The organism is Lentzea sp. NPDC102401, assembly GCF_044765805.1.
Classification (GTDB): Bacteria; Actinomycetota; Actinomycetes; order Mycobacteriales; family Pseudonocardiaceae; genus Lentzea; species Lentzea sokolovensis.
The window spans coordinates 180755-205405 of record NZ_JBIWKS010000014.1; the positions used below are offsets into that span (position 1 = coordinate 180755).

23 protein-coding genes and 1 tRNA gene are annotated in these 24651 nt (G+C 69.1%); 14 read left to right on the plus strand and 10 right to left on the minus strand.

Annotation, left to right across the window (positions count from 1 at the left end; translation table 11 throughout):
- The first annotated feature begins 3 nt into the window (after positions 1-3).
- From ACIRG5_RS38355 to ACIRG5_RS38370, 4 genes are read left to right on the plus strand one after another with little or no spacing between them, the layout of a single operon-like run.
- Entirely contained in the window at positions 4-534 is a 531-nt protein-coding gene (locus ACIRG5_RS38355) for an RNA polymerase sigma factor (protein WP_402914327.1), read from the plus strand.
- A complete protein-coding gene (locus ACIRG5_RS38360) occupies positions 531-1253 on the plus strand; it encodes a hypothetical protein (RefSeq protein WP_402914329.1) in 723 nt (240 codons plus the stop codon). Before ACIRG5_RS38355 ends, ACIRG5_RS38360 begins: the two co-directional genes overlap by 4 nt.
- Positions 1254-1263: 10 nt before the next feature.
- Positions 1264-1548: a DUF6412 domain-containing protein gene (locus ACIRG5_RS38365; RefSeq protein WP_402914331.1), complete on the plus strand. Its 285-nt coding sequence runs from the start codon at positions 1264-1266 to the stop codon at positions 1546-1548.
- Positions 1549-1589: 41 nt separating this feature from the next.
- Positions 1590-2207, plus strand: coding sequence for a YidC/Oxa1 family membrane protein insertase (locus ACIRG5_RS38370; protein ID WP_402914333.1), 618 nt, complete (start codon positions 1590-1592; stop codon positions 2205-2207).
- Here ACIRG5_RS38370 and ACIRG5_RS38375 read toward each other — a convergent pair.
- Positions 2189-3715 carry a PucR family transcriptional regulator gene (locus ACIRG5_RS38375; RefSeq protein WP_402914336.1) on the minus strand — a complete coding sequence of 509 codons (1527 nt, stop codon included), beginning with the start codon at positions 3713-3715 and terminating at the stop codon, positions 2189-2191. The genes ACIRG5_RS38370 and ACIRG5_RS38375 overlap by 19 nt on opposite strands.
- A 92-nt stretch (positions 3716-3807) precedes the next feature.
- Between ACIRG5_RS38375 and pruA the strand changes: the two genes are divergently transcribed.
- Positions 3808-5433, plus strand: coding sequence for an L-glutamate gamma-semialdehyde dehydrogenase (pruA, locus tag ACIRG5_RS38380; RefSeq protein ID WP_402914338.1), 1626 nt, complete (start codon positions 3808-3810; stop codon positions 5431-5433).
- 88 nt (positions 5434-5521) lie between these two features.
- A complete protein-coding gene (locus ACIRG5_RS38385; protein WP_402914340.1) occupies positions 5522-6445 on the plus strand; it encodes a proline dehydrogenase family protein in 924 nt (307 codons plus the stop codon).
- Here ACIRG5_RS38385 and ACIRG5_RS38390 read toward each other — a convergent pair.
- On the minus strand, positions 6432-8846 hold the full coding sequence (locus ACIRG5_RS38390; protein WP_402914342.1) for a hypothetical protein: 2415 nt from the start codon (positions 8844-8846) through the stop codon (positions 6432-6434). The two genes, ACIRG5_RS38385 and ACIRG5_RS38390, sit on opposite strands and share 14 nt — an antisense overlap.
- A 111-nt stretch (positions 8847-8957) precedes the next feature.
- Complete coding sequence (locus ACIRG5_RS38395; RefSeq protein WP_402914344.1) at positions 8958-9878, minus strand: class I SAM-dependent methyltransferase; 921 nt, start codon at positions 9876-9878, stop codon at positions 8958-8960.
- Positions 9879-10089: 211 nt separating this feature from the next.
- Between ACIRG5_RS38395 and ACIRG5_RS38400 the strand changes: the two genes are divergently transcribed.
- The 3 genes from ACIRG5_RS38400 to ACIRG5_RS38410 all read left to right on the plus strand — a co-directional run bounded on the left by ACIRG5_RS38400 (position 10090) and on the right by ACIRG5_RS38410 (position 13364).
- Complete coding sequence (locus ACIRG5_RS38400; RefSeq protein ID WP_402914346.1) at positions 10090-11733, plus strand: bifunctional 3'-5' exonuclease/DNA polymerase; 1644 nt, start codon at positions 10090-10092, stop codon at positions 11731-11733.
- Positions 11734-11857: 124 nt separating this feature from the next.
- Positions 11858-13240, plus strand: coding sequence for a carbohydrate-binding protein (locus ACIRG5_RS38405; protein WP_402914349.1), 1383 nt, complete (start codon positions 11858-11860; stop codon positions 13238-13240).
- A 52-nt stretch (positions 13241-13292) separates the two neighbouring features.
- Positions 13293-13364, plus strand: a tRNA-Val gene (locus ACIRG5_RS38410).
- Positions 13365-13543: 179 nt separating this feature from the next.
- Here the strand turns inward: ACIRG5_RS38410 and ACIRG5_RS38415 are convergent.
- Positions 13544-14707, minus strand: coding sequence for an alginate lyase family protein (locus ACIRG5_RS38415; RefSeq protein ID WP_402914351.1), 1164 nt, complete (start codon positions 14705-14707; stop codon positions 13544-13546).
- 108 nt (positions 14708-14815) lie between these two features.
- Between ACIRG5_RS38415 and ACIRG5_RS38420 the strand changes: the two genes are divergently transcribed.
- A complete protein-coding gene (locus ACIRG5_RS38420) occupies positions 14816-15457 on the plus strand; it encodes a helix-turn-helix domain-containing protein (RefSeq protein WP_402914353.1) in 642 nt (213 codons plus the stop codon).
- On the opposite strand, the gene ACIRG5_RS38425 is transcribed toward ACIRG5_RS38420, so the two are convergent.
- A complete protein-coding gene (locus ACIRG5_RS38425) occupies positions 15439-16266 on the minus strand; it encodes a hypothetical protein (RefSeq protein WP_402914356.1) in 828 nt (275 codons plus the stop codon). The genes ACIRG5_RS38420 and ACIRG5_RS38425 overlap by 19 nt on opposite strands.
- A 174-nt stretch (positions 16267-16440) precedes the next feature.
- Here ACIRG5_RS38425 and ACIRG5_RS38430 point away from each other — a divergent pair, with 174 nt between their 5' ends.
- The 4 genes from ACIRG5_RS38430 to ACIRG5_RS38445 are packed head-to-tail and all read left to right on the plus strand — an operon-like array spanning position 16441 to position 19544.
- Complete coding sequence (locus ACIRG5_RS38430) at positions 16441-16839, plus strand: hypothetical protein (RefSeq protein ID WP_402914359.1); 399 nt, start codon at positions 16441-16443, stop codon at positions 16837-16839.
- Between the two features lie 16 nt (positions 16840-16855).
- On the plus strand, positions 16856-17431 hold the full coding sequence (locus ACIRG5_RS38435) for a DUF3558 domain-containing protein (RefSeq protein ID WP_402914362.1): 576 nt from the start codon (positions 16856-16858) through the stop codon (positions 17429-17431).
- A 4-nt stretch (positions 17432-17435) separates the two neighbouring features.
- The gene (locus tag ACIRG5_RS38440; RefSeq protein ID WP_402914365.1) at positions 17436-18755 is read left to right on the plus strand and encodes a PPE domain-containing protein; all 1320 of its coding nucleotides are present in this window, start codon (positions 17436-17438) and stop codon (positions 18753-18755) included.
- A 9-nt stretch (positions 18756-18764) separates the two neighbouring features.
- Positions 18765-19544, plus strand: coding sequence for an ESX secretion-associated protein EspG (locus tag ACIRG5_RS38445; RefSeq protein ID WP_402914368.1), 780 nt, complete (start codon positions 18765-18767; stop codon positions 19542-19544).
- Positions 19545-19602: 58 nt separating this feature from the next.
- Here ACIRG5_RS38445 and ACIRG5_RS38450 read toward each other — a convergent pair whose 3' ends face one another.
- The 5 genes from ACIRG5_RS38450 to ACIRG5_RS38470 all read right to left on the minus strand — a co-directional run bounded on the left by ACIRG5_RS38450 (position 19603) and on the right by ACIRG5_RS38470 (position 24628).
- Positions 19603-20763, minus strand: coding sequence for a lactate 2-monooxygenase (locus ACIRG5_RS38450; protein WP_319981814.1), 1161 nt, complete (start codon positions 20761-20763; stop codon positions 19603-19605).
- 13 nt (positions 20764-20776) lie between these two features.
- Entirely contained in the window at positions 20777-21148 is a 372-nt protein-coding gene (locus ACIRG5_RS38455) for a VOC family protein (RefSeq protein WP_402914372.1), read from the minus strand.
- Positions 21149-21158: 10 nt separating this feature from the next.
- Positions 21159-23279 carry a protein translocase subunit SecD gene (gene secD / locus ACIRG5_RS38460; protein ID WP_402914374.1) on the minus strand — a complete coding sequence of 707 codons (2121 nt, stop codon included), beginning with the start codon at positions 23277-23279 and terminating at the stop codon, positions 21159-21161.
- Between the two features lie 75 nt (positions 23280-23354).
- Positions 23355-23678 (minus strand): hypothetical protein, encoded by a 324-nt coding sequence (locus tag ACIRG5_RS38465; RefSeq protein ID WP_402914376.1) that lies wholly within the window; start codon positions 23676-23678, stop codon positions 23355-23357.
- Positions 23678-24628, minus strand: coding sequence for a tetratricopeptide repeat protein (locus tag ACIRG5_RS38470; protein ID WP_402914379.1), 951 nt, complete (start codon positions 24626-24628; stop codon positions 23678-23680). Before ACIRG5_RS38470 ends, ACIRG5_RS38465 begins: the two co-directional genes overlap by 1 nt.
- Positions 24629-24651 lie beyond the last annotated feature (23 nt).

Sequence of the window (24651 nt, forward strand, 5' to 3'; positions counted from 1 at the left end):
TCCGTGACCGACGAAGAACTCTGGGGGCAGGTCCGGGCCGGTGTGAGCGAGGCGTTCGGGCTGCTGTTCGAACGCCACGCCCAAGCCGTGTTCGCCTACTGCCTGCGCCGCACCGGTACGTGGGCGGTCGCCGAGGACCTGGTGTCCGTGGTGTTCATGGAGACCTGGCGCAAACGCACGTCCGTGACCGTCGAGGAGTCGCTCCTGCCGTGGCTGTACACCGTCGCTTTGGGTGTCACCCGCAACCACCAACGTGCCCGCAAGCGGTACAAGACCGCGCTGGACAAGGTTCCGCCACAGCCCGCCGATGACGTGGCACGGCGGGTGGACGCGGAGGCCAGGACCAGGACGGTGATCGCGGAGCTGGAGAAGCTGCCCGCCGGGGAACGGGAGGTGCTGGAGATGTCCGCGTGGTCGGACCTGAGTCAGGCGCAGATCGCCAGGGTGCTCGGCATCCCGGTCGGCACGGTGAAGTCCCGACTCGCTCGCGCGCAACGCACCGTGCGTGGCGCCCTGCTTGAGGAGGCACTGTGATCAAGCCCGACATCCCGCAGCTGGAACCGATGCGGCTCCAGGTCCGCAAGCACGCGCTGCTCAACGAGATCAGTTCGAAGCCGTCCCGGCGGTGGTGGCGTTTCACGGTGCCCGCGACGGCTCTCGTGGCCGCCGTCGCCGTGACGCTCGTGCTGTGGACCCCGACGAACCAGGACGCCTCCGCATCGTGGACCGCCGAGCCGAGGGCGCCCGGCGACATGTCACCCATGATCGCGGAGTGCGGGAAGACGCTCGACCGGCACGACGCGGAGCGCGGGGTCGAGGGCCAGCCGGTCTGGCCGGCCCCGCGTGAGGTGTCGGTCACCGACCACCGCGGCAACACGACGATGGTGCTGTTCACCAGTCCGCAATCCGAGGCACTGTGCTGGGGAACACCGAATGCCGTCGGCTTGGGCGCCCACGGCGGCATCGAGGAACGCGAGCCGCTCGGCGACCGCCTGTTCGCCGACTTCGCCCCGCAGATCGGCATGACGGAGGTGGGCAGTGACATCAGCACGACCGTTCTGATCGGCCGGGTGAGCCCGAAGGTCGGCAAGGCGGTCATCGTCACCGAGGACGCGCTGGAGGTGACCGCGAGTCTCGGCGACGGCTGGATCGTGACGTGGTGGCCGAGCCTGGGCGTGCCGAAGCAGGTCCGGCTCTACGACCAAGCGGGCAGCCTGCTGGAGACCGCCCCGATTCCCGTCAAGCGCAGGTAGTCTGCAAGGCATGTGGCGGCCGGAGACCAAGCAGCGAGCGTTGTTGATGCTCGCGGTCTTCCTGCCTGCCCTCTACGCCTTCACGTTGTTCTCGTCTCCGACCGAGGTCGTCGCGGCCGTGACCGCGCTCGCCCTCGCGTTGATCGTGGTCGTCGCGCTGGTGCCGCTGTCGGTGGCACCGGCGCGGTCGCTCTCGATCCGCGAACGAGCCCAGCGCTCAGCCCAACTGCGGCTGCGAAACCCTGACGCCGCAGGCAAAGCCCGTCCCCGAGCACCGGGATGCCGGACGTTCTGACACGTCCCGCACTTCCCTGACTCAAGACGGAGAAACACACCTTGTTCGCTGACCTGGGCGCTGCCCTGGCGAGCTTCGGCATGCCCGCGCTCGCCATCGTTCTGTTCACGATCGTCGTGCGGCTCGTGCTGCACCCCTTCTACCGCGCGGCCGTGCGTGGCGAGAAGTCCAAGGCCAAGCTCGCGCCGGAGATCCAGAAGCTGCAGAAGAAGTACGGCAAGGATCTGATGAAACTCTCGGAGGAGTCGCAGAAGGTCTACAAGAAGAACGGCGTGTCGATGTTCGCCGGCATGCTGCCGATGCTCGCGACCGTCCCGTTCTTCATGGTCATCTACCAGGTCGTGACGACGCCGAACCCGTTGCTGGACGGCACGTTGTTCGGCATTTCGCTCGGCTCGCACTTCACGACCGGTTTCGCGTGGGTGTTCTTCGTGCTGTTCGGGCTGCTCGCCGTGGTCGCCTATCTGACCGTGAAGTGGCAGCAGTCGCGGATGACCACCACGCCCCAGCCGGGGTTCATGACCGGGCTGGTCAAGGTGCTGCCGTTCGGGACGATCCTGGTGGCCGCGTACCTGCCGCTGGCCGCCGGGTTGTACCTGCTCACCACGACGACGTGGACGATCGCGGAACGGGCGTTGCTCTACCGCATCCTGAGCTGAAGCTGGGCGACGAGCCGGACGAGCGGGTCGTCCAGATCCAGGTCGATCCGCTTGAGCCGGTACCTGAGCGTGTTCGGGTGGACGTGCAGCCGGTCTGCCGCGGCGCGCACGTCACCCAGCGCGTCGAGGTAGGTCAGCAACGACTTCGCGAGTTCCGGGTCGAGCGCGTCGATCCTCGGATCGCGGATCCGCGGATTGTCCTGCAGCAACGCCAGGATCTCGCTCACCAGGACCTGGGAGCGGACGTCGGCGAGCGTCGCCACCTCGGCGTCGAGGTCGCGGGCCATCGCGTCCAGCACGCGTTCGGCCTCCTGGCGGGAGATCTGCGCGTCGTCCAGTGTGGACACCGTCGAGCCGACGGCGGCTTGGACGGCCGTGTGCAGGTGACGGCGTGCGGTGGTGACGATCTCCCTGGTCAGGCTCAGGAGTTGGGCGTTCGGGGCGAGGTCCGGCAGCAGGACGTAGGTGCGGCCGCCGGACTCGCTGACCAGCGCGCTGCGCCGGTACGCCGCCGCGTGCACCGAGATCAGCCCGGTCATCTCGGCTCGGCGCAGCTCGTGTTCGCTGCGGTCGCCTTCGGCGCTGCGCACCGCGAACACCACCACCGCGGCGGGTTTCGTCGGGTCGGCGCCGATCTGACCGGCGACGGTGGCGGCGTCCATCCGTCCGGTGAGCAGGGCGGCCAGGAGGTTCTCGCGGAACCTCGACGTGGGCTGGTTGCGTTGCTGGATCAGGTGCGGGGCGGTGACGCGGGCGGCGCCGAGCAGCGCTCGTTCGGCCTGGTCGGTCAGCGGCTGGTCGCCCTCCTGCACCCAGATCGTGCCGAGCGGCTGGCGGCCGGCGTGGATGCCGACGGCGATGCGTCTCCGGATGCCCAGTTCGGGGCGTTCGTCGATGCGGACGACCTCTTCTCCTGACCGGAGGAGGTTGTAGACACCCCATTCGCGCAGCATCTTCAGGTACGGCTCCGGGCCCTGGCGGCCGAGGATCGAGAGCCGTCGCAGTTCGTCGACCTCGTCGGACGAGCGGGAGTAGGCGAGCACGCGGCTCGCGGTGTCCTCGATGCTGACGATGCCGCCGGTCAGGGTGGCAATCGTTTGCGCGAGCGCGAACAGGTCGCCGAGGACCTCGCCGTCGTCGGTCGTGGTCGTCAGGACGCCTTTGGCGAGCGACTCGAGGTGGCCCCAGCGGACCTCGGGCCGGACTTCCAGCAACGCCACTCCAGCGTCCGTCGCCGCCTGTTCGAGCGCCTGGGACGACTCCTTGACCGCGACCGCGGCGGCTTTGGCTCGTCCCGCGGCCCTGATCAGCGGCAACGCGGCCCGGCCTCGGGCGCCGATGAGCAGGGCGAGGTCACCTTGCGCCACGTCCGGCGGGTCGTCCGGATCCATGATCACCACATCGCGCACGTCCACCTCCAGGCCCTGCGGGGCAACCTGCAGTTCGACGAGCGGATCGCCCAGCGCGATGAGAACGTGGCGGAGGCTCGACACTGTTCGATCGTACATCTGACCTGGTGAATCTTGGCGTTTCGCACAACCGAGGCCAGGTCGCGCGGACTTACGGTTTGCGTACCGAACAAGCCCATAAGGAGTTGCGAGTGGACGCGGTCACCCAGGTTCCCGCCCCGGTCAACGAGCCGGTCCTGCAGTACGCCCCCGGTACCCCGGAGCGCGCTGAGCTGCAGGCCAAGCTGGTCGAGCTGCAGAAGGAGCCGCTCGATCTGACGCTGACCATCGGTGGCGAGCAGCGTATGGGTGGCGGCGAGCGTTTCGACGTCGTCCAGCCGCACAACCACCGCTCGGTCCTCGGCACCCTCGCCGGCGCGACGCAGCAGGACACGACCGACGCGCTGCGGGCCGCCCGTGAGGCTGCTCCGGCGTGGCGCGCGATGTCGTTCGACGACCGCGCGGCGATCATCCTGCGCGCCGCCGACCTGCTCGCCGGTCCGTGGCGGCAGACGCTGAACGCCGCCACGATGCTCGGCCAGTCGAAGACCGCGATCCAGGCGGAGATCGACTCGGCGTGCGAGCTGATCGACTTCTGGCGCTTCAACGTGCAGTTCGCCCGCACCCTGCTGGCCGAGCAGCCGATCTCCTCCCCCGGCGTGTGGAACCGCACGGACCACCGTCCGCTGGAAGGTTTCGTCTACGCGATCACGCCGTTCAACTTCACGGCCATCGCCGGCAACCTGCCGACCGCGCCCGCGCTGATGGGCAACGTCGTGCTGTGGAAGCCGTCGCCGACCCAGTCGTTCGCCGCGCACCTCACCATGCGTCTGCTCGAAGAAGCCGGCATGCCCCCCGGCGTCATCAACCTGCTGCCCGGTGACGGCCTCGCGGTGTCCGAGGTGGCGCTCTCGTCCCCCGACCTCGCGGGCATCCACTTCACCGGCTCCACGCCGACGTTCCAGAAGCTGTGGGCGCAGGTGGGCGCGAACATCGCGAACTACCGCTCGTACCCGCGCATCGTCGGCGAGACCGGTGGCAAGGACTTCATCCTGGCGCACCCGTCGGCCGACCCCGACGTGCTGCGCGTCGCCCTGATCCGCGGTGCTTTCGAGTACCAGGGCCAGAAGTGCTCCGCCGCGTCGCGCGCCTACGTGCCGCGCTCGGTGTGGAACAAGATCAAGGACCAGTTCCTGTCCGAGGTCGACGCCCTGACCTACGGCGACGTCACGGACTTCTCGAACTTCGGTGGCGCGGTGATCGACCGCCGCTCGTTCGACAAGCTGTCGGGCGTGCTGCAGGCCGCTCGCGCGGACTCCTCGCTGGAGATCGCCGCCGGTGGCACCGCGGACGACAGCGACGGCTTCTTCGTGCGGCCGACCGTGCTCGTCGGTTCGGACCCCACGAACTCCGTGTTCACCACCGAGTTCTTCGGCCCGGTGCTCGCGATCCACGTGTTCGAGGACGCGGACTACCTGACCGTGCTCAAGCAGATGGAGAGCGCGGCGCCCTACGGTCTGACCGGCTCGATCATCTCGCGTGACCGTGCCGCCGTGGCGCACGCGCAGGAAGAGCTGCGGTTCGCCGCCGGCAACTTCTACGTCAACGACAAGCCGACCGGTGCCGTCGTGGGCCAGCAGCCGTTCGGCGGCGGCCGCGCGTCCGGCACGAACGACAAGGCGGGGTCGGTCCACAACCTGCTCCGCTGGGTCAGCCCGCGCTCCATCAAGGAGACCTTCGCGGCGCCCACCTCCCACCTCCACCCGCACCAGGGCTAGATCCAGCCCTTCTGAAGTGAGGGGAACGTCCTTGAGCCACAAGCACCGGGACGTTCCCCTCACCTCTCACACCCTGAGGACGTGAACCATGTTGCGCTCCAGCCTTCTCTTCGCGGCCCGCAACGCGAGCGCCCGCAAGCTCGTCGAGTCGACGCCGCTGACCCGGCCCGTCGTCGAGCGGTTCGTCGCCGGTGCCGACGTCTCCTCCGCGATCCGCGCGACCGCCGAGGTGCTCGGCGACGGTCGTCTGGTCACGCTGGACCACCTCGGTGAGGACACCTTCGAGGAGTCGCAGACCAACGACACCGTCGAGGCGTACCTGACGCTGTTGTCACGACTGGAGTCGCACGGACTCACCGAGGGCGCCGAGGTGTCGGTCAAGCTGTCCGCCGTCGGTCAGTCGCTGGCCGTCGACGGCGAGAAGATCGCGCTGGAGAACGCCCGTCGCATCTGTGCCGCCGCCGGTGTCGTCGGCACGACCGTGACGCTGGACATGGAGGACCACACCACCACCGACTCGACGCTGGGCATCCTGCGCGAGCTGCGAGTGGACTTCCCGTGGGTCGGCGCGGTGCTGCAGGCCTACCTCAAGCGCACCGAGCAGGACTGCCGCGACCTCGCGTACTCCGGTTCGCGCGTGCGGCTGTGCAAGGGCGCCTACCAGGAGCCTGCTTCCGTTGCGTACCAGGACAAGCACGACGTCGACCTGTCGTACGTGCGGTGCCTGAAGGTGCTGATGGAGGGGCAGGGCTACCCGATGGTGGCCTCGCACGACCCGCGCCTGATCGCGATCGCCGCCGACCTGGCGTCCGCGCGCTCGAAGGACACCTACGAGTTCCAGATGCTGTACGGCATCCGGCCCGAGGAGCAGCGCCGCATCGCCGCCGAGGGCAACCGCATGCGCGTCTACGTTCCGTACGGCGACGAGTGGTACGGCTACTTCATGCGCCGCCTCGCGGAGCGTCCGGCCAACGTGGCGTTCTTCGTGCGCTCGCTGCTCACGAAGAGCTGAGCTCGGCGGCCGTTTCGAGGGCGAACCGCAACTTCACCGGCTCACCTGCCTCGCGGAAGACGTCAGCCGCGCGGTGGGTGAGCCGAAGTGCTTTCTCCGTCTCGTACTTCGTCTCCGCGCACAACCGCCCGTAGATCGTCAGCGCGTCGCCGTAACCGGCGTGGCGGTCGAGGTCGAGGCCTGCCATGTGCCACAGCACGACGGCCGTGTGCGCGGTGTTGCGCGCCTCTTCCTTCCGTTCCGCGCCACGGAGTCTGCACACGTGCTGCTGCAGGGCCGAGAGGTAGACGGTGGGCGCCGTCCTCGCCTTCAGGGCCTGGCAGACGCCGACCGCGAACTCGGACATCCGCAACGCGCGGACGTGATGGTCCGCTTCGGACAGCGCGCGGGCGGTGTTCTGCAGCGGTGGCGCCAGTTTCGCGCCGAAGAACTCGACGAGCTGCGAAGGTAGGCGGTGGCAGAGTTCGAGGCACTCGTCGGCGGTGTGCAGCGCCTGCGCGTCCTGGTCGTGCAGGAGTTGCTGCTCGACGAGCATCGCGAGGGCGATCACGAGGCCCGCCTGGTTCCAGACGAGGTCCTCGGCCGCCAGTTCCCGATACACCTCAACGGCTTCCTCGGCCGCGCCGACGTCGCCCACGACCTTGGCGACGTTGAGCAGTGCGGCGCCCAGGCCCTTGCGGTCGCCCGTCTCGCGCCAGAGCATCACGGCCTCGCGGGCGGTGAGCGCGGCGTCGATGTCGTCGGCCAGCTCGCTCAGAGCCTGGCTGCGCTGGGTGAGTGCCTCGGCGAGGTCGGTGCCGAACGTCTCGGGATTCGCGACGGCGAGGCGGCGGAAGAGGTCGATGGCCTCCTTCAACGCCTCGCTGGCCGCTTCGGCCCTGCCCAGGTCGACGAGCATGGTGCCCGCCGCGACGAGGTTGCGGGCCAGTTCCGGTTCGAAGCGCGGGTCCTCCTGGGCGAGCACTCGCCAGTTCGCGATGGAGAGCTGCATCGAGTCGGCCGCGTGCTGCTTGTTGCCCTCGACGTGGAAGCGGCGGGCCATCGCGGCGGCGACCCTGGCGAAGTCGGCGCGGAACAGCGCCGGGTGGTTCTTCGCGAGCTCCTGGAAGAGCAGGGTGGCGCGGCTGATGGCGGTCATCGCGTCCTCGTCGCGGCCGAGCGTCTGGTAGCGGTAGCTGATCTGCTCCAGGGCGGACGCGAGCTGCGGGATGGACTCCGGGTCGGCCTCCGCGATCTCGCGCCAGAGGTCGATCGCCTCCTCGGAGACGGCCAGCACCTCGTCGTTGCGCTGCGCGTTGATGAGCCGGAGTCCCAGGTCTCCCAACGCGTCCGCGAGCAACGGCCGGTTCTCCGGGTCCTGCCTCGCGAGCTCGCGGTAGCACTCGACCTCGGCCTGGGAGGCCTCGACGGACTCCTGGCGCAGGCCGCACAGCATCGTGCGGGCGCTGAGCATGCCGTACATCTCGGCGCGTTCGAGGACGTCGTCGGCGCGCTCGATCAGCCGGTGGGTGAGGATCGACGGGATCGCGTCCGTGGCGAAGCGCTCGTCGCGGAAGACCTGGCGGGCGATGGTCTCCAGGGTGGCGAACGACCCGATCTCCGCGGCGACGCGGAGGCTGTCGCGGGCCATGTCGCGCACGATCTCCGGGTTGCCCGTGACGAGCTCGTCGAGCCTGGGCCTGAGGTTCGGCCAGCGCAGGGCGGCGCGGGCCAGCAGGTCCGGGTCCGGGGTGTCGGGGGTGGCGACCGCGTGGTAGTCCTCGGCGATGCGGCCGGTCTTGCGGCCGTCGTCGCGTTTGAGGAGTTGCCGCACGAGCTGGGTGCGGTTCACGTCGCACGGGTCGCCGTGCACCGCGGTCAGCGCGGCCATGTGCAGGTCGAGGACCGTCTCCCCGGCGATGTTCGGCGGTGGCTCGTCCGGCGCGGTCACCGTGAGGTGCTTGGCGAAGTGCTGGCAGGCCAGCGTGAACGACTCGGCGCGGTCGTCCAGCGTCGAGGCCAGTTCGAGGGCGGTGACCTGGTGGTCGAAGTCCGCGATGCGCTGGCGGGTGGAGGACCACCACCAGCCCGTGGTCCTCGCCGCCAGCAGCACCCGTGTGCGCGCTGGTCCGTGCCGGAGCGTGTCCTGCAACTGCACGAAGACGTCATGCCACCGCAGGCGATCGGCGTCGTCGATCACCAGCAGCCTGCCGTGCGCGTCGTCGTCCCAGAGCTCCTCCCGGAAGTGCTGGAGCAGCCTGGTCTTGCCCGCGCCCGCCGGGGCGTGCAGCAGCAGAGACGCCTGCGGCGCGGGGCTGTCGCGCCACAGCGTGAGTGTGCGCAGTTCGGATTCTCTGCCGTGAAAGGGGACCACCTGGTGGGTGGGATCCAGCAATGCGGCGACGCTGAGTGCTCGGTCCACGGCTTCATAGTCGGCCGGTCACCAGGCGAGGGATAGCAAGACCACACCATCGTGGCCTTTTCCCGTTTTTCCTTCACTCCATTGCCTACTGGCTTGGAGAAGCTCCAACAGCTACCCGCGACGGGCCAGGTGGTGACGGTAGCTCTCGTACTCGCCGACGAACTTCGTCCGGATGCGGGCGAGCTCCAGCACCTTCGACAGCGTGTCCTTGTGGCCGATGAAGTCGGCGCCGGCGTAGTGCGCGCCGTTCAGGCCACCGATGATCCGGGCCCGCAATGGCATCTGCTTGCGGGCGTACTCCTTGCGGAAGAAGCTGCCGGGAGCCATCCGCTGGCGGATCGCGCTCTTCACGTTCTCCGTGACGTCGCGCTCCGCGATCCAGTCGAACTCGGTGACGTTCTGCTGCAAGCTGCTGCGGAACCGCTGGTTGGAGCGGGGGTCGAAGACGTCGATGATCGAGAAGTGACCGCCGGGCTTGAGGACCCTCGCCACCTCGCGGAAGAACTTCTCGACGTCGGGATAGTTGTGCGAGCTCTCGACGTTGATGACGAGGTCGAACTCGCCGTCCTCGAACGGCAGGCTCTCCGCGTCGCCCTCGACGTAGGTGAGCCGGTCGCCGCGCGCGAGGATCGCGTTGGCCCTGCGGATGGCCGCGCCGGAGATGTCGAGGCCGACCGCCCTGGCCGGGTCGATCAGGCGGGTGAGGAAGTTGAGGCCCTCGCCCATGCCGCAGCCGACCTCGAGGACCTTGAGGGTCCTGAAGTCGTTCGCCGTGTACGGCAGCCCGCGCAGGGTCTGGAAGTAGAGCTGCTCCGAGAACCCGTCGCTCACGCCCGCGTTGAAGTTCGGGCGCAGGCCGTTGAGCTCGTTCAGCAGTTCGGGGCAGTGCATGCCCCAGTTCCAGAAGTCGCCTGTCCGCGACCACGACGCCACGTCGTCGTAGACCGCCGAGACAGCGCCCTTGAGCTGGGCCGCGTCGGGGATGCCGGCGTTGAGGTCGCGCAGGCCGGTGGCCGCGTTGCCGTTGGTCATGAGAGCTCTCCCAATGTGAGCGTTCCTTGGTTTGGCACTGTGGCAGCGCTCCCACTAGGAGATGACCTGTGGTTTGACTGAGAACCTTTCCAATCACGACGCCGCGCTGCGCGAAGCGCTACCTCCCGGCGCGCGCCGCTCATGTACTGGTTACTCGTGAAAGTCTCAGCCTGGACTGAAATTGTCAGACCTGTTCGGCACAATCCCAGGTGTGCTGGTCGCTCTGGTTGCCGAGGCGGACGGTGCCGGGCGGTGGCAGAAGCTGAACGATGACGGGACGCCCTCTGGTCCCGTGATGACAGCTTCGTCGCTCGCCTCGGCCGTCGCGTCGCTGGAGCGCGCCCACAGACCGCGCTGGGTGTGGGCGGACACGTCCGAGATCTACCCGGTGCTGCTCTCGGCCGGGGTGCGGGTCGACCGGTGCTGGGACCTGCACCTGACCGAGGCGTTGCTGCTCGGCGTGGAGGGCCGGCATCGCGAGCCGAAGGAGCTGCCTGGCGCGTTGGCCCGGGTGCTCGGGTTGCCCGCTCCCGCCGACGTCGGGCCGCCCAAGAAGGACGACGCGCTGACGTTGTTCGGGCCGGAGCCGGTGACGCTGCCGGGCGACACGGACGAGCTGGCCGCGTTGTCGCTGGTTTTCCGTTCGCAGCAACGGAATCCGGCGCTCGGGTTGCTGATCGCGGCGGAGTCGGCGTCGGCGCTGGTGGCGGCGGAGATGACGCACCACGGGTTGCCGTGGCGGGAGGACGTGCACAACAGGTTGCTGGAGGAGGTCCTCGGGCCGCGTCCCGCACCCGGCCAGCGGCCGAAGTTGTTGCAGGACCTGGCGGATCAGATCCAGGAGGCGTTCGGCGGGCGGGAGATGAACCCGGACGCGCCGGCCAGCATCGTGCGGGCGTTCGCGCGGGCGGGCATCGAGGTGCCGTCGGCGCGGCGGTGGGTGTTGAAGAAGGTCGATCACCCTGCCGTGGCACCACTTCTGGACTACAAGGAGCGCGCACGGCTGTGGGTGGCGCACGGCTGGTCGTGGCTCGACACGTGGGTCGAGGACGGGCGGTTCCGGCCGGATTACGTCGTGGGCGGCGTCGTCACCGGACGTTGGGCGTCGCGTGGTGGAGCCGCGTTGCAGATTCCGCGGCTGATGCGGCAGGCGGTGATCGCCGACGACGGGTGGTGCCTCGTCGCGGCGGACGCGTCGCAACTCGAACCGCGGATTCTCGCTGCCCTGTCAGGGGATTCGCGGTTGATCGAGGTCTGCGGGGACGACGACCTCTACGCGTCGCTGGCGGAGGACTCGTTCAAGGGCGAACGGCCGCGGGCGAAGATCGCGATGCTGTCGGCGATGTACGGCGGCACCTCTGGCGAGGCCGGGCCATTGCTCGCCGTGCTGCGCAAGAGGTTTCCGATCGCCGTCGGCTACGTGGAGGACGCCGCGCGCGCCGGCGAGCAGGGCCGTATGGTGCGCACGCGGCTGGGCCGCACGTCACCCACGCCGTCGGCGGCGTGGCAGGAGCTGACCGGGGGCGCCGACGAGTCGGGTGAGTCGTCGAGCTCGTCGCGGCAGGCGGCGCGGAACTGGGGGCGCTTCACCCGGAACTTCGTGGTCCAGGGCAGCGCGGCGGACTGGACGGCGGCGTTGCTGGGCGTGCTGCGCAACCGGTTGCCCGCCGACGCGCACCTGGTGTTCTTCCAGCACGACGAGGTGCTCGTGCACTGCCCGCTCGCCGACGCCGACGCCGTCATCGAGGCGATCGCCGAAGCCGGGCGCGAGGCGACGCGGCTTCTGTTCGGCGGGACAGCGGTGCGGTTTCCGATGAACGCGGTGCCCGTGACCTGCTACGCGGACGCGAAGTAAGTCCAAACGAGACGCCGCGCAACCTGGTGCGTTTTGGGGCGTTAGTCCGAACGGAGGCTTGCTCTTACCCCGTGAGAGCGCTCTCATAAATGGACTGCACCCGTGACAAGGAGGTCACCCGCGCATGAGGCAACGACGCCGCATCCTCGCGGCCACGACAGCTCTTATTGCCGCGGTACCCCTGGCGATCGCCGCCATGTCCGCCAACGCTTCGATCCCACCCCCTGCCGCGGGATGGACGCAGGTGTGGGGTGACGACTTCAACGGTTCCAACGGATCGCTGCCGTCGAGCTCCAACTGGATCATCGACACCGGCCACGGCTACCCCGGCGGACCTGCCAACTGGGGCACTGGCGAGATCCAGAACTACACGAACAGCACCAACAACCTGAAGCTCGACGGCAACGGCAACCTGCGCATCACCGCCCTGAAGGACGGCGGGGGCAACTGGACGTCGGCGCGCATCGAGACCCAGCGCTCCAACTTCAAGCCGGCGGCCGGCGGCAAGCTCGCCATCGAGGGCCGGATCCAGATGCCGAACGTGACCGGTGAAGCCGCTCTGGGCTACTGGCCCGCGTTCTGGACCCTGGGCGCGCCGTACCGCGGCAACTACTGGAACTGGCCGGGCATCGGCGAGTTCGACATCATGGAGAACGTCAACGGCATCAACTCCGTCTGGGGCGTGCTGCACTGCGACGTCGCTCCCGGCGGTGCCTGCGGCGAGTTCACCGGCATCGGCAACTCGCGGGCGTGCCCCGGCTCGTCCTGCCAGTCCGCCTTCCACACCTACCGCTTCGAGTGGGACGACGCCGCGAAGACGTTCACGTGGTTCGTCGACGGCCAGTCCTTCCACCAGGTGACGCAGGCACGCGTGGGCGTCAACGTGTGGAACGCGATGACGTCGCACGCCGGGCATTTCATCCTGCTCAACCTGGCGATGGGCGGCGCGTTCCCGAACGCGTTGAACAACAACCAGCCGACCCCTGTCGCGGCCACGCAGTCCGGGCACTCCATGGTCGTGGACTACGTGGCCGTGTACTCGGCTGGCGGCGGGACCACCACTCCCCCGACGACCACGACCACCACGTCGAACCCCGGCGGTGGGGGCTCCGCGTACAGCGAGCTGCAGGCGGAGAACGCCTCGGAACGCTCCGGTGGTTCGGTGGCGCCAGGGGATGGTGGTTCCGGCGTTCACCAGATCGCGAACGGCGGCTACCTGAAGTTCTCCGGCGTGAACTTCGGCTCGGGGCCTGCCCGCCAGTTCCTGGCGCGCGTGGCCTCCGGCGCCGGTAGCGGGGTGAGCGGCCTGGTCGAAGTGCGGCTCGGATCGCGCACGGCGACTCCGGCGGGGTCGTTCGCGGTCGGCAACACCGGTGGATGGGACGCGTGGAGAACGATCCCCGCGAACATCTCGGACATCTCCGGCACGCACGACGTGTACGTGACGTTCACGAGCGGCCAGCCGGCGGCTTACGTGAGCGTGAACTGGGTGAAGTTCGGCCTCTGACCCCCTGAGCGCGGGGACCGGTTCGTCCGCTAGAATGTCATCCGTACGACACGGATGATTAGCTCAGCGGGAGAGCACTACCTTGACACGGTAGGGGTCACTGGTTCAATCCCAGTATCGTCCACGGAACTCGGGGCGAGTTGTGTTCGCGGAAAGCGCGAACCGGCTCGCCCCGTTGTGTTTTCTGGGGGTGCAACCCCCAGACCCCGCCCGGCGGGCTTCGCCCCCGGACCCCCTCCGTGGTCACCTCGTGCGGTCCAGGCTCGTACAGCCGTCACTGGGAAACGGGCCCTTCTTCTCGTTCTAGCCCAGGTTGTCGCCGTGGGTCAGCGTCTCCCACGACACGAACAGGTTGTTGGTGCCGAGCGGGCGGCGCTGGGTCGTCCACGTCCCGGTGTTGGGCATGGGATTGCCGAGCCTGTTGTGCATGGCGTTGTAGCCGACCTCGGTGATCGGCCCGAGGCCGCGCTTGACCGCTCCGCCGCACAGCCACGACGGCGGCCCGTTCAGTTCGTAGGTGGCTTGGAAGCCCAGTGCCTCGCGCAGGCGCGTGCCGACCTCGGGGTAGAGGTCGACGCCCTGGATCCGGGAAGTCTCGGCCACGTGCGAGATCGCGGACAGGCCGTATCCGGTGTGGACGAAGTCGCGGCAGGTCTCCTGGGTGAGGCCGTTCACGAACGTCGACTGGCCGTGCCAGAAGCCGATGATCTTCTCGCGGGTGTCGAGGTTGTTGCTGGGCACGGTTTTCGGCAGCGCGCCATCGGACGTGAGGTAGATGAACGCGGGGACCCTCGCGCGGTAGAGGCTGATGCCGCGGTCGTAGATGGCCTTGTCGTCCAGGAAAACGCCGATGCCGACGATGGCCTCGGCGATGCTGAGCTCCCAGTTGCCCGTGCGGGGGTCGCTGCCCTGGATCTCGTTGTAGTAGACGTCGCGCAGCATCGTGCCGAACCTGCCCGCGTTGGGCCAGGTCCCGTAGACGTGCTTGATGATCTCGGCGGCGCGCGGCCAGCTCGACGCCGACCACGCCGTCTTCAGGTGGGCGTTGTCGTGGGTGTGGTCGCGGATCGTGGCGGACCAGGCGTCCATGATCTGGATGGCCTTGGTGGCGTACCTGGCGTCGCGCGTCACGTACCAGGCCAGCGCGTGGGTGTAGGCGGCGATGGCGTCTTCGCGTTCGTCGGTGCAGCCGTTGTCGGGGTTGGACACCGGGCCGCACTCGACCACCGCGCGTGGGTGCGGCGTGTACGACAGGGATGCGTACCGGGAGCCCATCATCGCGTCGTAGGCACGCTTTTGCGGCTGGGTGCCGGCGTTGACGCGGGTGCGCATGACGTCCAGCTGGCCCTTGCTCACGAGCACGCCGGGGTGGGTGAACGTGGGCGGGGCAGCCGTCGCCGAGGGCGCTCCGGTCAGGGTGAGCACCACCGTTGCGGCCAAGGCTGTGCGCAGGGATTTGCCTCGCATGGAGTTGTCCTTCGGTCGTCTCCTCGTGGGGGTGTGGCGACGGGAGTTTTGTCTTACCCACCACGGATGACAACGTTTGCAGCGACCGGAAACAGGTACGGTCGGTCTGTGTACGCCGAACGTCCTGCTCCCGCGGGCCTGGCCTGCCTCTGGACGCGCACGGTGGCCGCGCCGACCGTGCAGCGGGTGGTGCCGGACGGCTGCACGGACCTGATGTGGGCGCCCGCCACCGGTGCCTTGTTCGTGGCCGGTCCGGACACTTCGGCTCAGCTCGCCGTGGTCGCTCCCGGGACGTTGTACGGCGTGAGGTTGCCGCCGGGGGCGTTTACGTCGGTGTTCGGGGTGCCCGCGCACGCCGTCCGGGATCTGCGGGTGCCGTTGTCCGAGCTGGTGCCTGCCGCGCGGCTCGGATCGTTCTCCGAGATGGTGGCGTTCTGCGCTTCGCGGGTGGTCGTGGACCCGGCAGTGGCCGCGACGGCTTCCCTGCTGCGTTCCGTGGACGTGGCGTCGGCGGCGTGGAAGATCGGGCTGAGTTCACGTCAGCTGCGGCGACGGTGCCTGGACGCGTTCGGGTATCCGCCCAAGGTGTTGCAGCGGGTGTTGCGGTTCGACGCGGCACTGCGGCTGGCCTGGGACGGCGTGCCGTTTTCTTCGGTCGCCTTCGAGGCCGGCTACGCGGACCAGGCTCATCTGGCCCGCGAGGTGCGTGCGTTGGCTGGGGTGTCTTTGGGTCAGCTGATCCGACCGTAGCGGCGCAGGGTCAGCAACGCGTCGACCGTGGCGATGGAACGCCATTCGAAGTCGACGACCGGGGTGAAGGCGGGGAACCCGAAGTTCCAGCCGCCGTCCTCCTGCTGACCTCGCTCGAGTTCGTCGAGGTCTTCGGTGAGTTCTTTCTCGGTGAACCAGCCGCAGGCGAGGCTGGTGGGTTTCTGCGCGTAGGTGTGAGGTTCGAGTGCTTCGCCGTCCGCGTACCCCTCGGTGCTCGGCTGGAGGTGCTTGAGCTTCTCGGCCGCGAGCTCGGCGCGGGACCGGTCCGGCACCTCGTCCAGGAACATCGCCGCTGCTCGCAACTCGTACGGATGGGTGTTCTCTAGCTTCTCGATCTCCTGCCAGCAGTAGCTCGTGGCCTTGTCGAGCCACGGGTCGGTCGTGCCGAGCGCGTGGAGGGCGGCGGCGATCTGGGCGGTCAGCAGGAGTCCGCCCTGGTCGTCGGCGGCGACCCAGGGTGCCTTCGGGTGGTCCTTCGAGGTGGACATGCCGAACGGGACGGAGCCGTCAGGGCAGGTCTCGGTGAGCCAGCGCAGGATCGATTCGGCCTGCTCCGGGGCGTTGACCTCGACGAACACCTGAAGGGCGCGCAGGGCGTGCAGCGGCTGGCTGGTCGGACCGCGGTGGTCGGGTTCGAGGCCGTACCCGTAGCCGCCGTCGTCGTTGCGGTAGGCCAGCACGGCCTGGACGACGTGCTCGGCCTTCCCGCCGCCGAAAGCGTGTTCGAACCAGCGCTGTTCCAGCGTGCGGGCGTTGAGCCAGAGGAAGTTCCTCGCCTGTTCGATCATGCCTCGAACCTATGCCGGTCATGGAGCGGGGTCTTGAACGAATCGGCCATGTGACCTGATCAGCTGATCCGTTCGACTCCGCAGGGAACCGGTCCTATGCGAAAATCCTCTAACAGGGGTGTGGAGTTCTGAGGGGAGCTGGCCAGGATGCTGATGTTCGACGCACTCGTACCCGTGAGCACTTCCGGGGCCGTCGGCAAGGGTGTCGGCGCCGCCATGGGCGCCGCGGCGGGAGCAGCCGCTGGTGCGGGCGGCGGCGGAGTCGCGAAGTTCAGCGTCGATCCTGACCAGGCGCAGAAGATGATCGACGGCCTGAAGAAGGCAATCGAGAAGCTGATCGATCTGAGGGACAAGTCCGACGAGATCCAGAACTCGGGTGCTCCCGGTCCAGACCCCTACAGCGGCTATGCGACGCTCGCGATGCGCAAGACGGCTGGTGCCGAGCCCGGCGGATACCTGTGGGCGAACCAGGAAGCGCAGAAGGCTCTGGAACAGACCGTCAAGAACATCGAGAAGGCACTTGCCGAGTACCAGGCCACCGACGACGCGGCGCAGTCCGCGATGAAGGGCTGACACGATCTTGAAGCGCATGACCGCCCTGCTCACCGCTGTGCTCGCGTTCGGCGCACTGACGGGGTGCACGGCCACCCAGACCGGCGGTAATCCGACCACGGCGCAGCCGACTGGCACCGGTCAGTCGAGCAGCGAGCCCACGAGCGACGGGTCCGACGCTGGGCTCAGCATCGCCAAGTTCGTGAGCAGCCCGTGCAGCATCCTCACCGCGAGCCAGGTGACGACGCTTGGTTCTGTGCGAGCTCCAGAGCCCGGCACCGGCGAACTCGGCCCCAATTGTGTGTGGAGGGGCCAGGACGTCATCAAGAACTCGAAGTACACGGTGCACGTGACCGAGAACAAGCCCTTCGAGGACATGGTCAACAACGTCAAAGCCAACCCGGTCTTCACTGAGAAGAAGGTCGACGGCGTGCGGCTCTACTCCACCAGTCAGACCGACGCGTCGACCGGTTGCCTGACCTCACTGCAGGCCTCGAAGAACGACTCGATCACCATTCAGGTCGCCACCGCCGCGGACGAGCGCGCGACCAAGCCGGCCTGCGCGGAGTCCGAGCGGGTCGCACAGCTGATCATCACAAACCTGAAGGGGTAGCGAGATGGCTGGGGATGAGCCGAACATCGGCGGCTTCGCGATGCTCCCCTTCGCGGGCGGCGAAACGATCTACAAGTGGTTCGAGAACGGCAAGGGACCGAGCCAGAGCACCTCGGTCACCTCGCAGGCCTGGCGCAGTCTCTCCAGCGGACACGGGGATGTCGCCCAGTTGATCGAGAAGGCCGTGAGCGATTCCGGTGCCGCCTGGGAGGGCTCCGCGGGTGACTCGGCCCGTGGAAGCACCTCACCGCTCGCGACGTGGGCAACCGTCACCGGCGAGTCGGCGACCCAGGCGGGCACGACCGCCGACACCGTCGGCAGCGCGTACGCCGACGCCAAGAACTCGATGTCCATGCCGCCGAAGGTTCCGGACAAGCCGTTCCTGAACGACTGGCGTCCGTGGGACACCGACTACGACAAGGCGCTCGAGAAGAACCAGCAGGTCAGCGAGCAGAACGTCCGGGCGTTCAACCAGTACGCGGGCGCGGTCAACGCGAGCATGAGCAACCAGCCGACGTTCATCGCGCCGACCGCAACCGATGGCAGCGTCCAAGAAGAACCGGGCGGCGACAAGAACAACGTCGACAAGGTCGGGATGCAAAGCCAGCCTCCGCCCACCATCGGCAACCCTGGCGGCGGCGACCGCAACGGTGGCGGTGGCCAGGACGGCACGGACCTGTCCACCTGGACGCCGCCGGGTACCGGTGGTGGCGACGACACCGGCACGTCCGGCGTCAACGACCCCAAGTTCACTCCGCCGCCCACCGATGACGGCGGGCGGCGTCCGCCGCCCAACATCGGCGTTCCGACCCAGCCGCCGGACGGCGTGTTCAACCCGAACGACCCGCGGCGTCCTGGCGGGCCGCTCGACCCCAACAACCCGCGCAACCGTCCCGGCGGCCCTGGTGGGCCCGGTGGACCCAACGGTCCCGGCGGTCGTGGTCTGGGCGGACCCGGCGGCGGTGGTGCCGGCGGCGGTCGCGGTGGCGGTGGCCTCGGCGGACCCGGTGGCGGCGGCCTCGGTGGTGCTGCGGCGGCCAAGGGCATGGGTGGTCCTGGCGGCATGGGCGGCGGCTTCGGTGGCGCGTCCGGTGTTGCCGGTGACGGTCGTGGTGGCGCTGGTGGCTTCGGGCCGTCCGGTGCCGGTGCGGCGGGTGCCGGTGGCCGTGGTGCGGCGGGCATGGGTGCCGGAGGTATGGGCGCCGGTGGCGGTCGCGGTGACGGCGAGGAGGACAAGGAGCACAAGTCCGCGTCCTACCTGCAGGAGACCGAGGACATCTTCGGCGACGGAACGATGGTTGCTCCGCCGGTCATCGGCGGATAAGGGGGAATCGTGCTGCGGAGCAGGGTCGCAATCCCTGTCACGGCGCTCTATCAGGCGTGGCAGGCCGCGGGCCTGCCGACGCTGCACCGTGCGTTGATCGCTCAGGTCGACTTCGACGAGGATCTCCTCGAGTCGGGCGACGTGAGCGAGCTCGAACGGTTGCAGCGGTCGGCGTGGGCGCAGCTCGAGCAGTACGGGCTCGCGCGCGGCGGTCAGATCCACCCGGATCTGGCGAACGCGCTGCGGCTCGTGGTCGAGGCCGGCGTGGAGTACTGGGCGTTCTTCAGCTTGAAGGACGGTCCTCAGCAGAGCGTGCTGGTCGTGTCGAACGGCCAGGACGCGCTGCGGATCGTGCTCACGCAGGACCAGCAGTTCGTGCTCGAACCGGTGCGCGCGGACGAGGCACCGCAGGCGTTGGTCGGCGCGCTGCCGCCCACGCCGGCGGGCAGGGGCAACCCGATCACGCTGCCCGAGGAGGCGCTGCAGCAGAAGCCGCGGCAGTCCTACGAGGACACCGGGTCGTTCATGCAGCAGAGCAGGCCGACGAGCACGCCGAACGACCAACTGGTCGCGCAGCTCAACGAGATCATGAGCCAGCCGCGCACCGGCGGTGGTCAGGTGTTCTCGGCCAAGCGCGACCACCTCGGCCGCAAGCAGCGCTGCGTCAACCCGCTCACGTACATCGACACGCCGAGCGGGCGGTATCTCGCGGCCAAGAGCGACGGCTGGCTGCGGGTGCAGCCGGCCGACTTCGGCACGCTGGCGCGAATGACCGCCACCATGCCGTAACAGGCGAAGAAGAACCGCCACGTCGGCCGGGTCGCAGCTGCGGCCCGGCCGACGTCGTTCAGGAGAACCGCAGCGCGTCCGGCCCCAGGTCGGCCGGGCTGCGGTGACCCGACAGCCCGAGCGTCAGGTCGAAGTCCGCGAGCAGGCTGCGCAGCACGTGCTTCACGCCGACCTGGCCGCCGTGCGCCAACCCGTACGCGAAGGGTCGCCCGACCATCACGGCCTTCGCGCCCAACGCCAGCGCCTTCACGATGTCCGCACCGGTGCGGATCCCGGAGTCGAACAGCACGTCGACCTGCTCCCCCACCGCCTCGACGATCGACGGCAGCGCGTCCAGCGAACCCACGGCACCATCCACCTGACGGCCGCCGTGGTTCGAGACGACGACACCGTCCATTCCGTACTCGACGGCCTTGCGCGCGTCGTCCGCGTGCTGGATTCCTTTCAGGACGATCGGCCCGTCCCAGTGCTCGCGCAGGAACGCCAGCTGGTCCCACGACTTGTCGGTGCCGGTGAACAGCTGCACCCACCGCAGGATCGCCATCGGCAGGTCCTCCTCCGGTGACTTCTGCAGGCCGGCGCGGAAAACCGGGTCGCTGAACGGAATCGCCGTGCCCACCCCACGCAGGAACGGCAGGTAGGCCTGGTCCAGGTCGTGCGGCCGCCACGCCAGCGTCCACGTGTCCAAGGTGACGACCAGCGCCGTGTACCCGGCCTTGCGCGCCCGATCCAGCAGCGACGCGCACACGTCGGGGTCGTTCGGCCAGTAGAGCTGGTACCAGCGCGGCCCGTCGCCGGACGCCTCCGCGACCTCCTCGATGGTGTGCGACGACGCCGTCGACAGCACCATCGGCACGCCGAGTTCGGCCGCCGCCCGCGCGGTCGCCAGCTCGCCGTCCGGGTGCAGGATCGACTGCACGCCAACGGGTGCGAGCATCACCGGCGCCGGCAGCTCGGTGCCGAGAACGGTGACGCCGAGATGCCGTTCGGTCGCATTGGTCAGCATCCGCGGCACGATCCGCACGCGGTCGAACGCCTCGCGGTTCGCGCGCACGGTGGCGCTCGATCCCGCACCTCCCGCCACGTACCAGAACGGACCCGGTCCCAGCCGGTCGCGCGCGGACTGCTCCAGCGCGTCCGGATCGGTGGTGAACGGCGGCACGGCGCCACCGAGCCCCTGAAGGTAGATCTCGTTCTGGTACCCGGCGAAGGAGGTCATGCCGCCTACTTTGCTACGAAGCGAGCTGCACTAGGAAGAACTCGTTGCCGAAAGGGTCGCTGAACCAGGTGGCCCGATCACCCCACGGCATGGTCTCCGGCGCGCCCTTCACCCGCACCCCCTTGTCCACCAGCCCGGCGACGTCGCCGTCGATGTCGCCGGTGATGAGCGAGATGCCGCAGCCCGTCGCGAACGACACGTTCGGCGCGTCCGCCAGGGTCAGCGCGAACGCCGTCCGGGCGCCGGGAGGAGCGACGGTCAGCCAGCGCATGCCCGCCTCGTTGCTGTCCTGTCGCTTCTCCCAGCCCAGCACGTCCACGTAGAAGGCCAGAGCCTCGTCGAGATCGCGGACGTTGATGGTGACCGAGTGCACATGAGTGATCATGCGCGGAACGTTAGGCCCGTGCTGCCACCGGGCGCTTCTTCGAAACTGCTCGACGGGGCCAGCGCGACTCCAGCCAGATGGCGACGGGCGCGGCGGTGACCACTGTGGACATCGTGCCCGCCACCAGCCCGATCAGGAGTGCGGTGGCGAAGTTGGCCAGTGATCCGTCGCCGAGCACCAGCAACGCCGCGAGGACGAAGAGCACGCCTATGCCGGTGTTCACGGTTCGTGGCACGGTTTGGACCACCGCGTCGGAGACGACGTCCGGGTACGAGGCCTTCAGGCGGGACCCGCGCAGTTCGCGCAGGCGGTCGAAGACCACGACCGAGTCGTTGACCGAATAACCGATCACGGTCAGCAGGGCCGCCAGGAACACGCCGTCCGCGGTCTTACCCATCCACGCGAAGATGCCGACCAGCACCAGCACGTCGCTGAGCAGCGCGGCGACCGTGGCCACGCCGAGGCGCCAGTCGAATCGGATGGCCAGGTAACCGAGCTGGGCGGCCACCGCGATGGCGAGGCCGATCACGGCGTTGCGGCGCAGTTCGGACGACAGCGACGGGCCGATCAGCTCGTTGCTCGACTGGCGGGCGCCGCCGTCGACCGCCGAGCTCACCACCTGGCCGATCCGCGCGGACTGCGCCTCGTCGATCGGGCCGGTGCGCAGCGAGACCTCGTTGCCCGACGACGAGACGACCACGTCGGAGAAGCCCGCGTCACCCAGAGCGGTGCGCACGCGCCCGGCGTCGATCGTGCCGCCCGCGGTGAAGTCGAGCATGCGGCCGCCGGTGAACTCGACGCCCAGGTTCAGGCCGCGCGCGAAGAGACCGGCGAACGCCACGAGCACCACGGCACCCGCGCTGATCAGCCACAACGACGGACGCCGGTACAGCACGACGGACAGGCGCCGGCGGACCCAGCCCAACGTGTGCAGGCCGCTCAGCTGAGGGTGCCGGCCGACGAAACGGGTGCCGAGGGCCCAGACCACCAGGACGCGCGACAGCACCAGGGCGCTGAACATCGACGCCAGCACACCGATGGTCAGCGTGACGCCGAACCCCCGGACCGGGCCGGTGGCCAGCCAGAACAGCAGACCGGCTGCCAGCAGCGTCGTCACGTTCGAGTCCGCGATCGCGCTCAACGCGCCGCGGAAACCGTTCTCGGACGCGCGGCGGAGATTGGGTTTCCGGGCGTACTCCTCGCGCGCTCGTTCGAAGATCAGGACGTTCGCGTCGACCGCCATGCCGATCGCCAGCACGAAGCCGGCCAGACCCGGCAACGTCAGCGTCGCCCCCACCGCCAGCAGCCCGGCGTAGGCGACACCCGCGTAGCCGACCAGGGCGAGGACGGCGAGGAAGCCGGCCAGGCGATAGGCGACCATCAGGAACAACGAGGTCAGCGCGATGCCGATGATCGCGGCCTTGGCGCTGGCCTCGATGGCCTCGGCGCCCAGGGTCGCGCCGACGGTGCGCTGTTCGATCACCTCGACCGGCACCGGCAGCGCGCCGGAACGGATGACCAGGGCCAGTTCCTTGGCCTCCGGCTGGGAGAAACGGCCGGTGACCGTGGTCGCGCCACCTGCCTGACCAGCACCGCACGGCGTGTCGAGGCTGACCTCCGGTGACGAGATCGGCTTGCCGTCCAGCACGAACGCGATCTGCCTGCCGGGAGTGCCGGACGGCTCGCAGGCCGCCTCACCGGTGACCTTCTGCCAGGTCTTCGCACCATCGCCCTGGAACTGGATGTTGACCACGAAACCCGCGCCCTGCGGGTTGCGCGTGGACTGCGCGTCGGAGATGGCCTCGCCGGTCATGACGGTCTGGCCGTTGCGCTGCACGGTGAGCTGCGCGGTCTGGCCGAGGACCTTCACGGCCTCGGCGGGGTCCTGGACACCGGGCAGTTCGACGACGATGCGGTTCTCGCCGGAGCGGGCGATCACCGGTTCGGCGACGCCCAGAGCGTCGACTCGACGGCGCAGAACCTCCAGTGAACGGTCGGCGGCGTCGGAGTCGCCCTTGGCTTCGAGGACGATCTGGGTTCCGCCACGCAGGTCGAGGCCGAGGCGGGGATCTGTGGTGAGCAGAAGAAAAGCGGATGCGACGAGGACCCCGAGCGCTGTGAGACCGCGCACGAGAAGACCCCGGCGCGCGTTGTCGCGCGACATGGGTGAGTGAGCCTTCCGAAGAGGGTTGCTGGAAAAGAAGATTCAGCGACCGGAAGGCGGTGAACGATCCCGCTGCGGCGTCCAGCGGATGCCGTCGGGCGTGCGGTGCACGCGCCGGGCGAAGGCGACGACGAACCGCATCGGCATCGCGGGCCTCGCGACGGGCGGCACGTCGGACGGCACCTGGGCCTGCGGGACCTGGGCTGCCTGGGGGTTGTGCGGCTTGGGTGCGGTGACGGGCAGGTTCGCGAAGTCGTGGCCGTGCCGGATGACGGAACCGGCCGTGACGGGCTCGGCGGGCGCGGCGACGATGAACAGCTGTCCGAGGAACAGCAGAAACGCGAGCGCGACCGCGTTGCGACGCATCACCGCTTCCTGCCTCCACCGACGTAGACGAGCGCTCCCCCCACGACAGCGCACAACCAGGAAAGCACAAGTGGCTGCATCGTGGTGGCGCCGAGGAACAACGCGACGGTCCAGCCGACCAGGATCAGAGCCGAAGCGGCGAGCAGGGACACGGTCACGGCGAGCTTGCGCAGGCTGAACAGCAGCTTGAACGGACGCAGCCGCAACGCCACGACCAGGCAGCACAGCACCAGCGCGCCGGTGAAGAACCCCAGGTAGGGCGTCGGGCGGGGCATGCCGGCGATCAGCGCGAGTAAACCGCCGCCGACCAGCAGCAACGAGAGCATGCGCAGCGCGCGCCAAACCTGCACCTTGTTCAACTGCAGCTGCGTGGGCCGTGACGAACGTCGCCGTTGCACGGTCGCGAGGTTCGCCTTGGAGTCCGCGTCGGACGGGTCGAGCTTGATCGCCGTCCGGTACGCGTGCTCGGCGGTGCCCCAGTCGCGCATGCGCAGGGCCGCGTCGCCGAGCACCTGGAACGCCCGCGCCTCGGTCGGCGCGAGCTGGGAGGCGTGCAGGGCCGAGTCGAACGCCTCGACGGCGCCGTCCGGGTTGTCCGCGAGGACCTCGGCGAGCACGACGTAGCAACGCCAGTCGCCGGGCTTGCGCCGCACGGACTCCCGCGCCGCGACCGCCGCCTCCACGTGCCGGCCGAGGTCGCTCAGCGCCAGGGCCGCGAGCCGCTGCGGCCAGGCGGGCTCGCCGTCGAGCACCATCGCGCGCTTCGCCGAGTCGAGCGCCTGGTCCGCCTCACCCAGGTCGAGGTGGGCGGCGGCGAGCCGGCACCACGCCTCGGCGTGCCGAGGGTTCGCCGCCACGAGGGGCCGCAACAGGTCGATCGCCTGCCGCGGCTTCCCCGAGGCGGTGAGCTCGGCTGCGCGCAGCAGCACGGCTGTCATCGGCTCGGACACGCCGCACAGTGTGACAAAGCGCC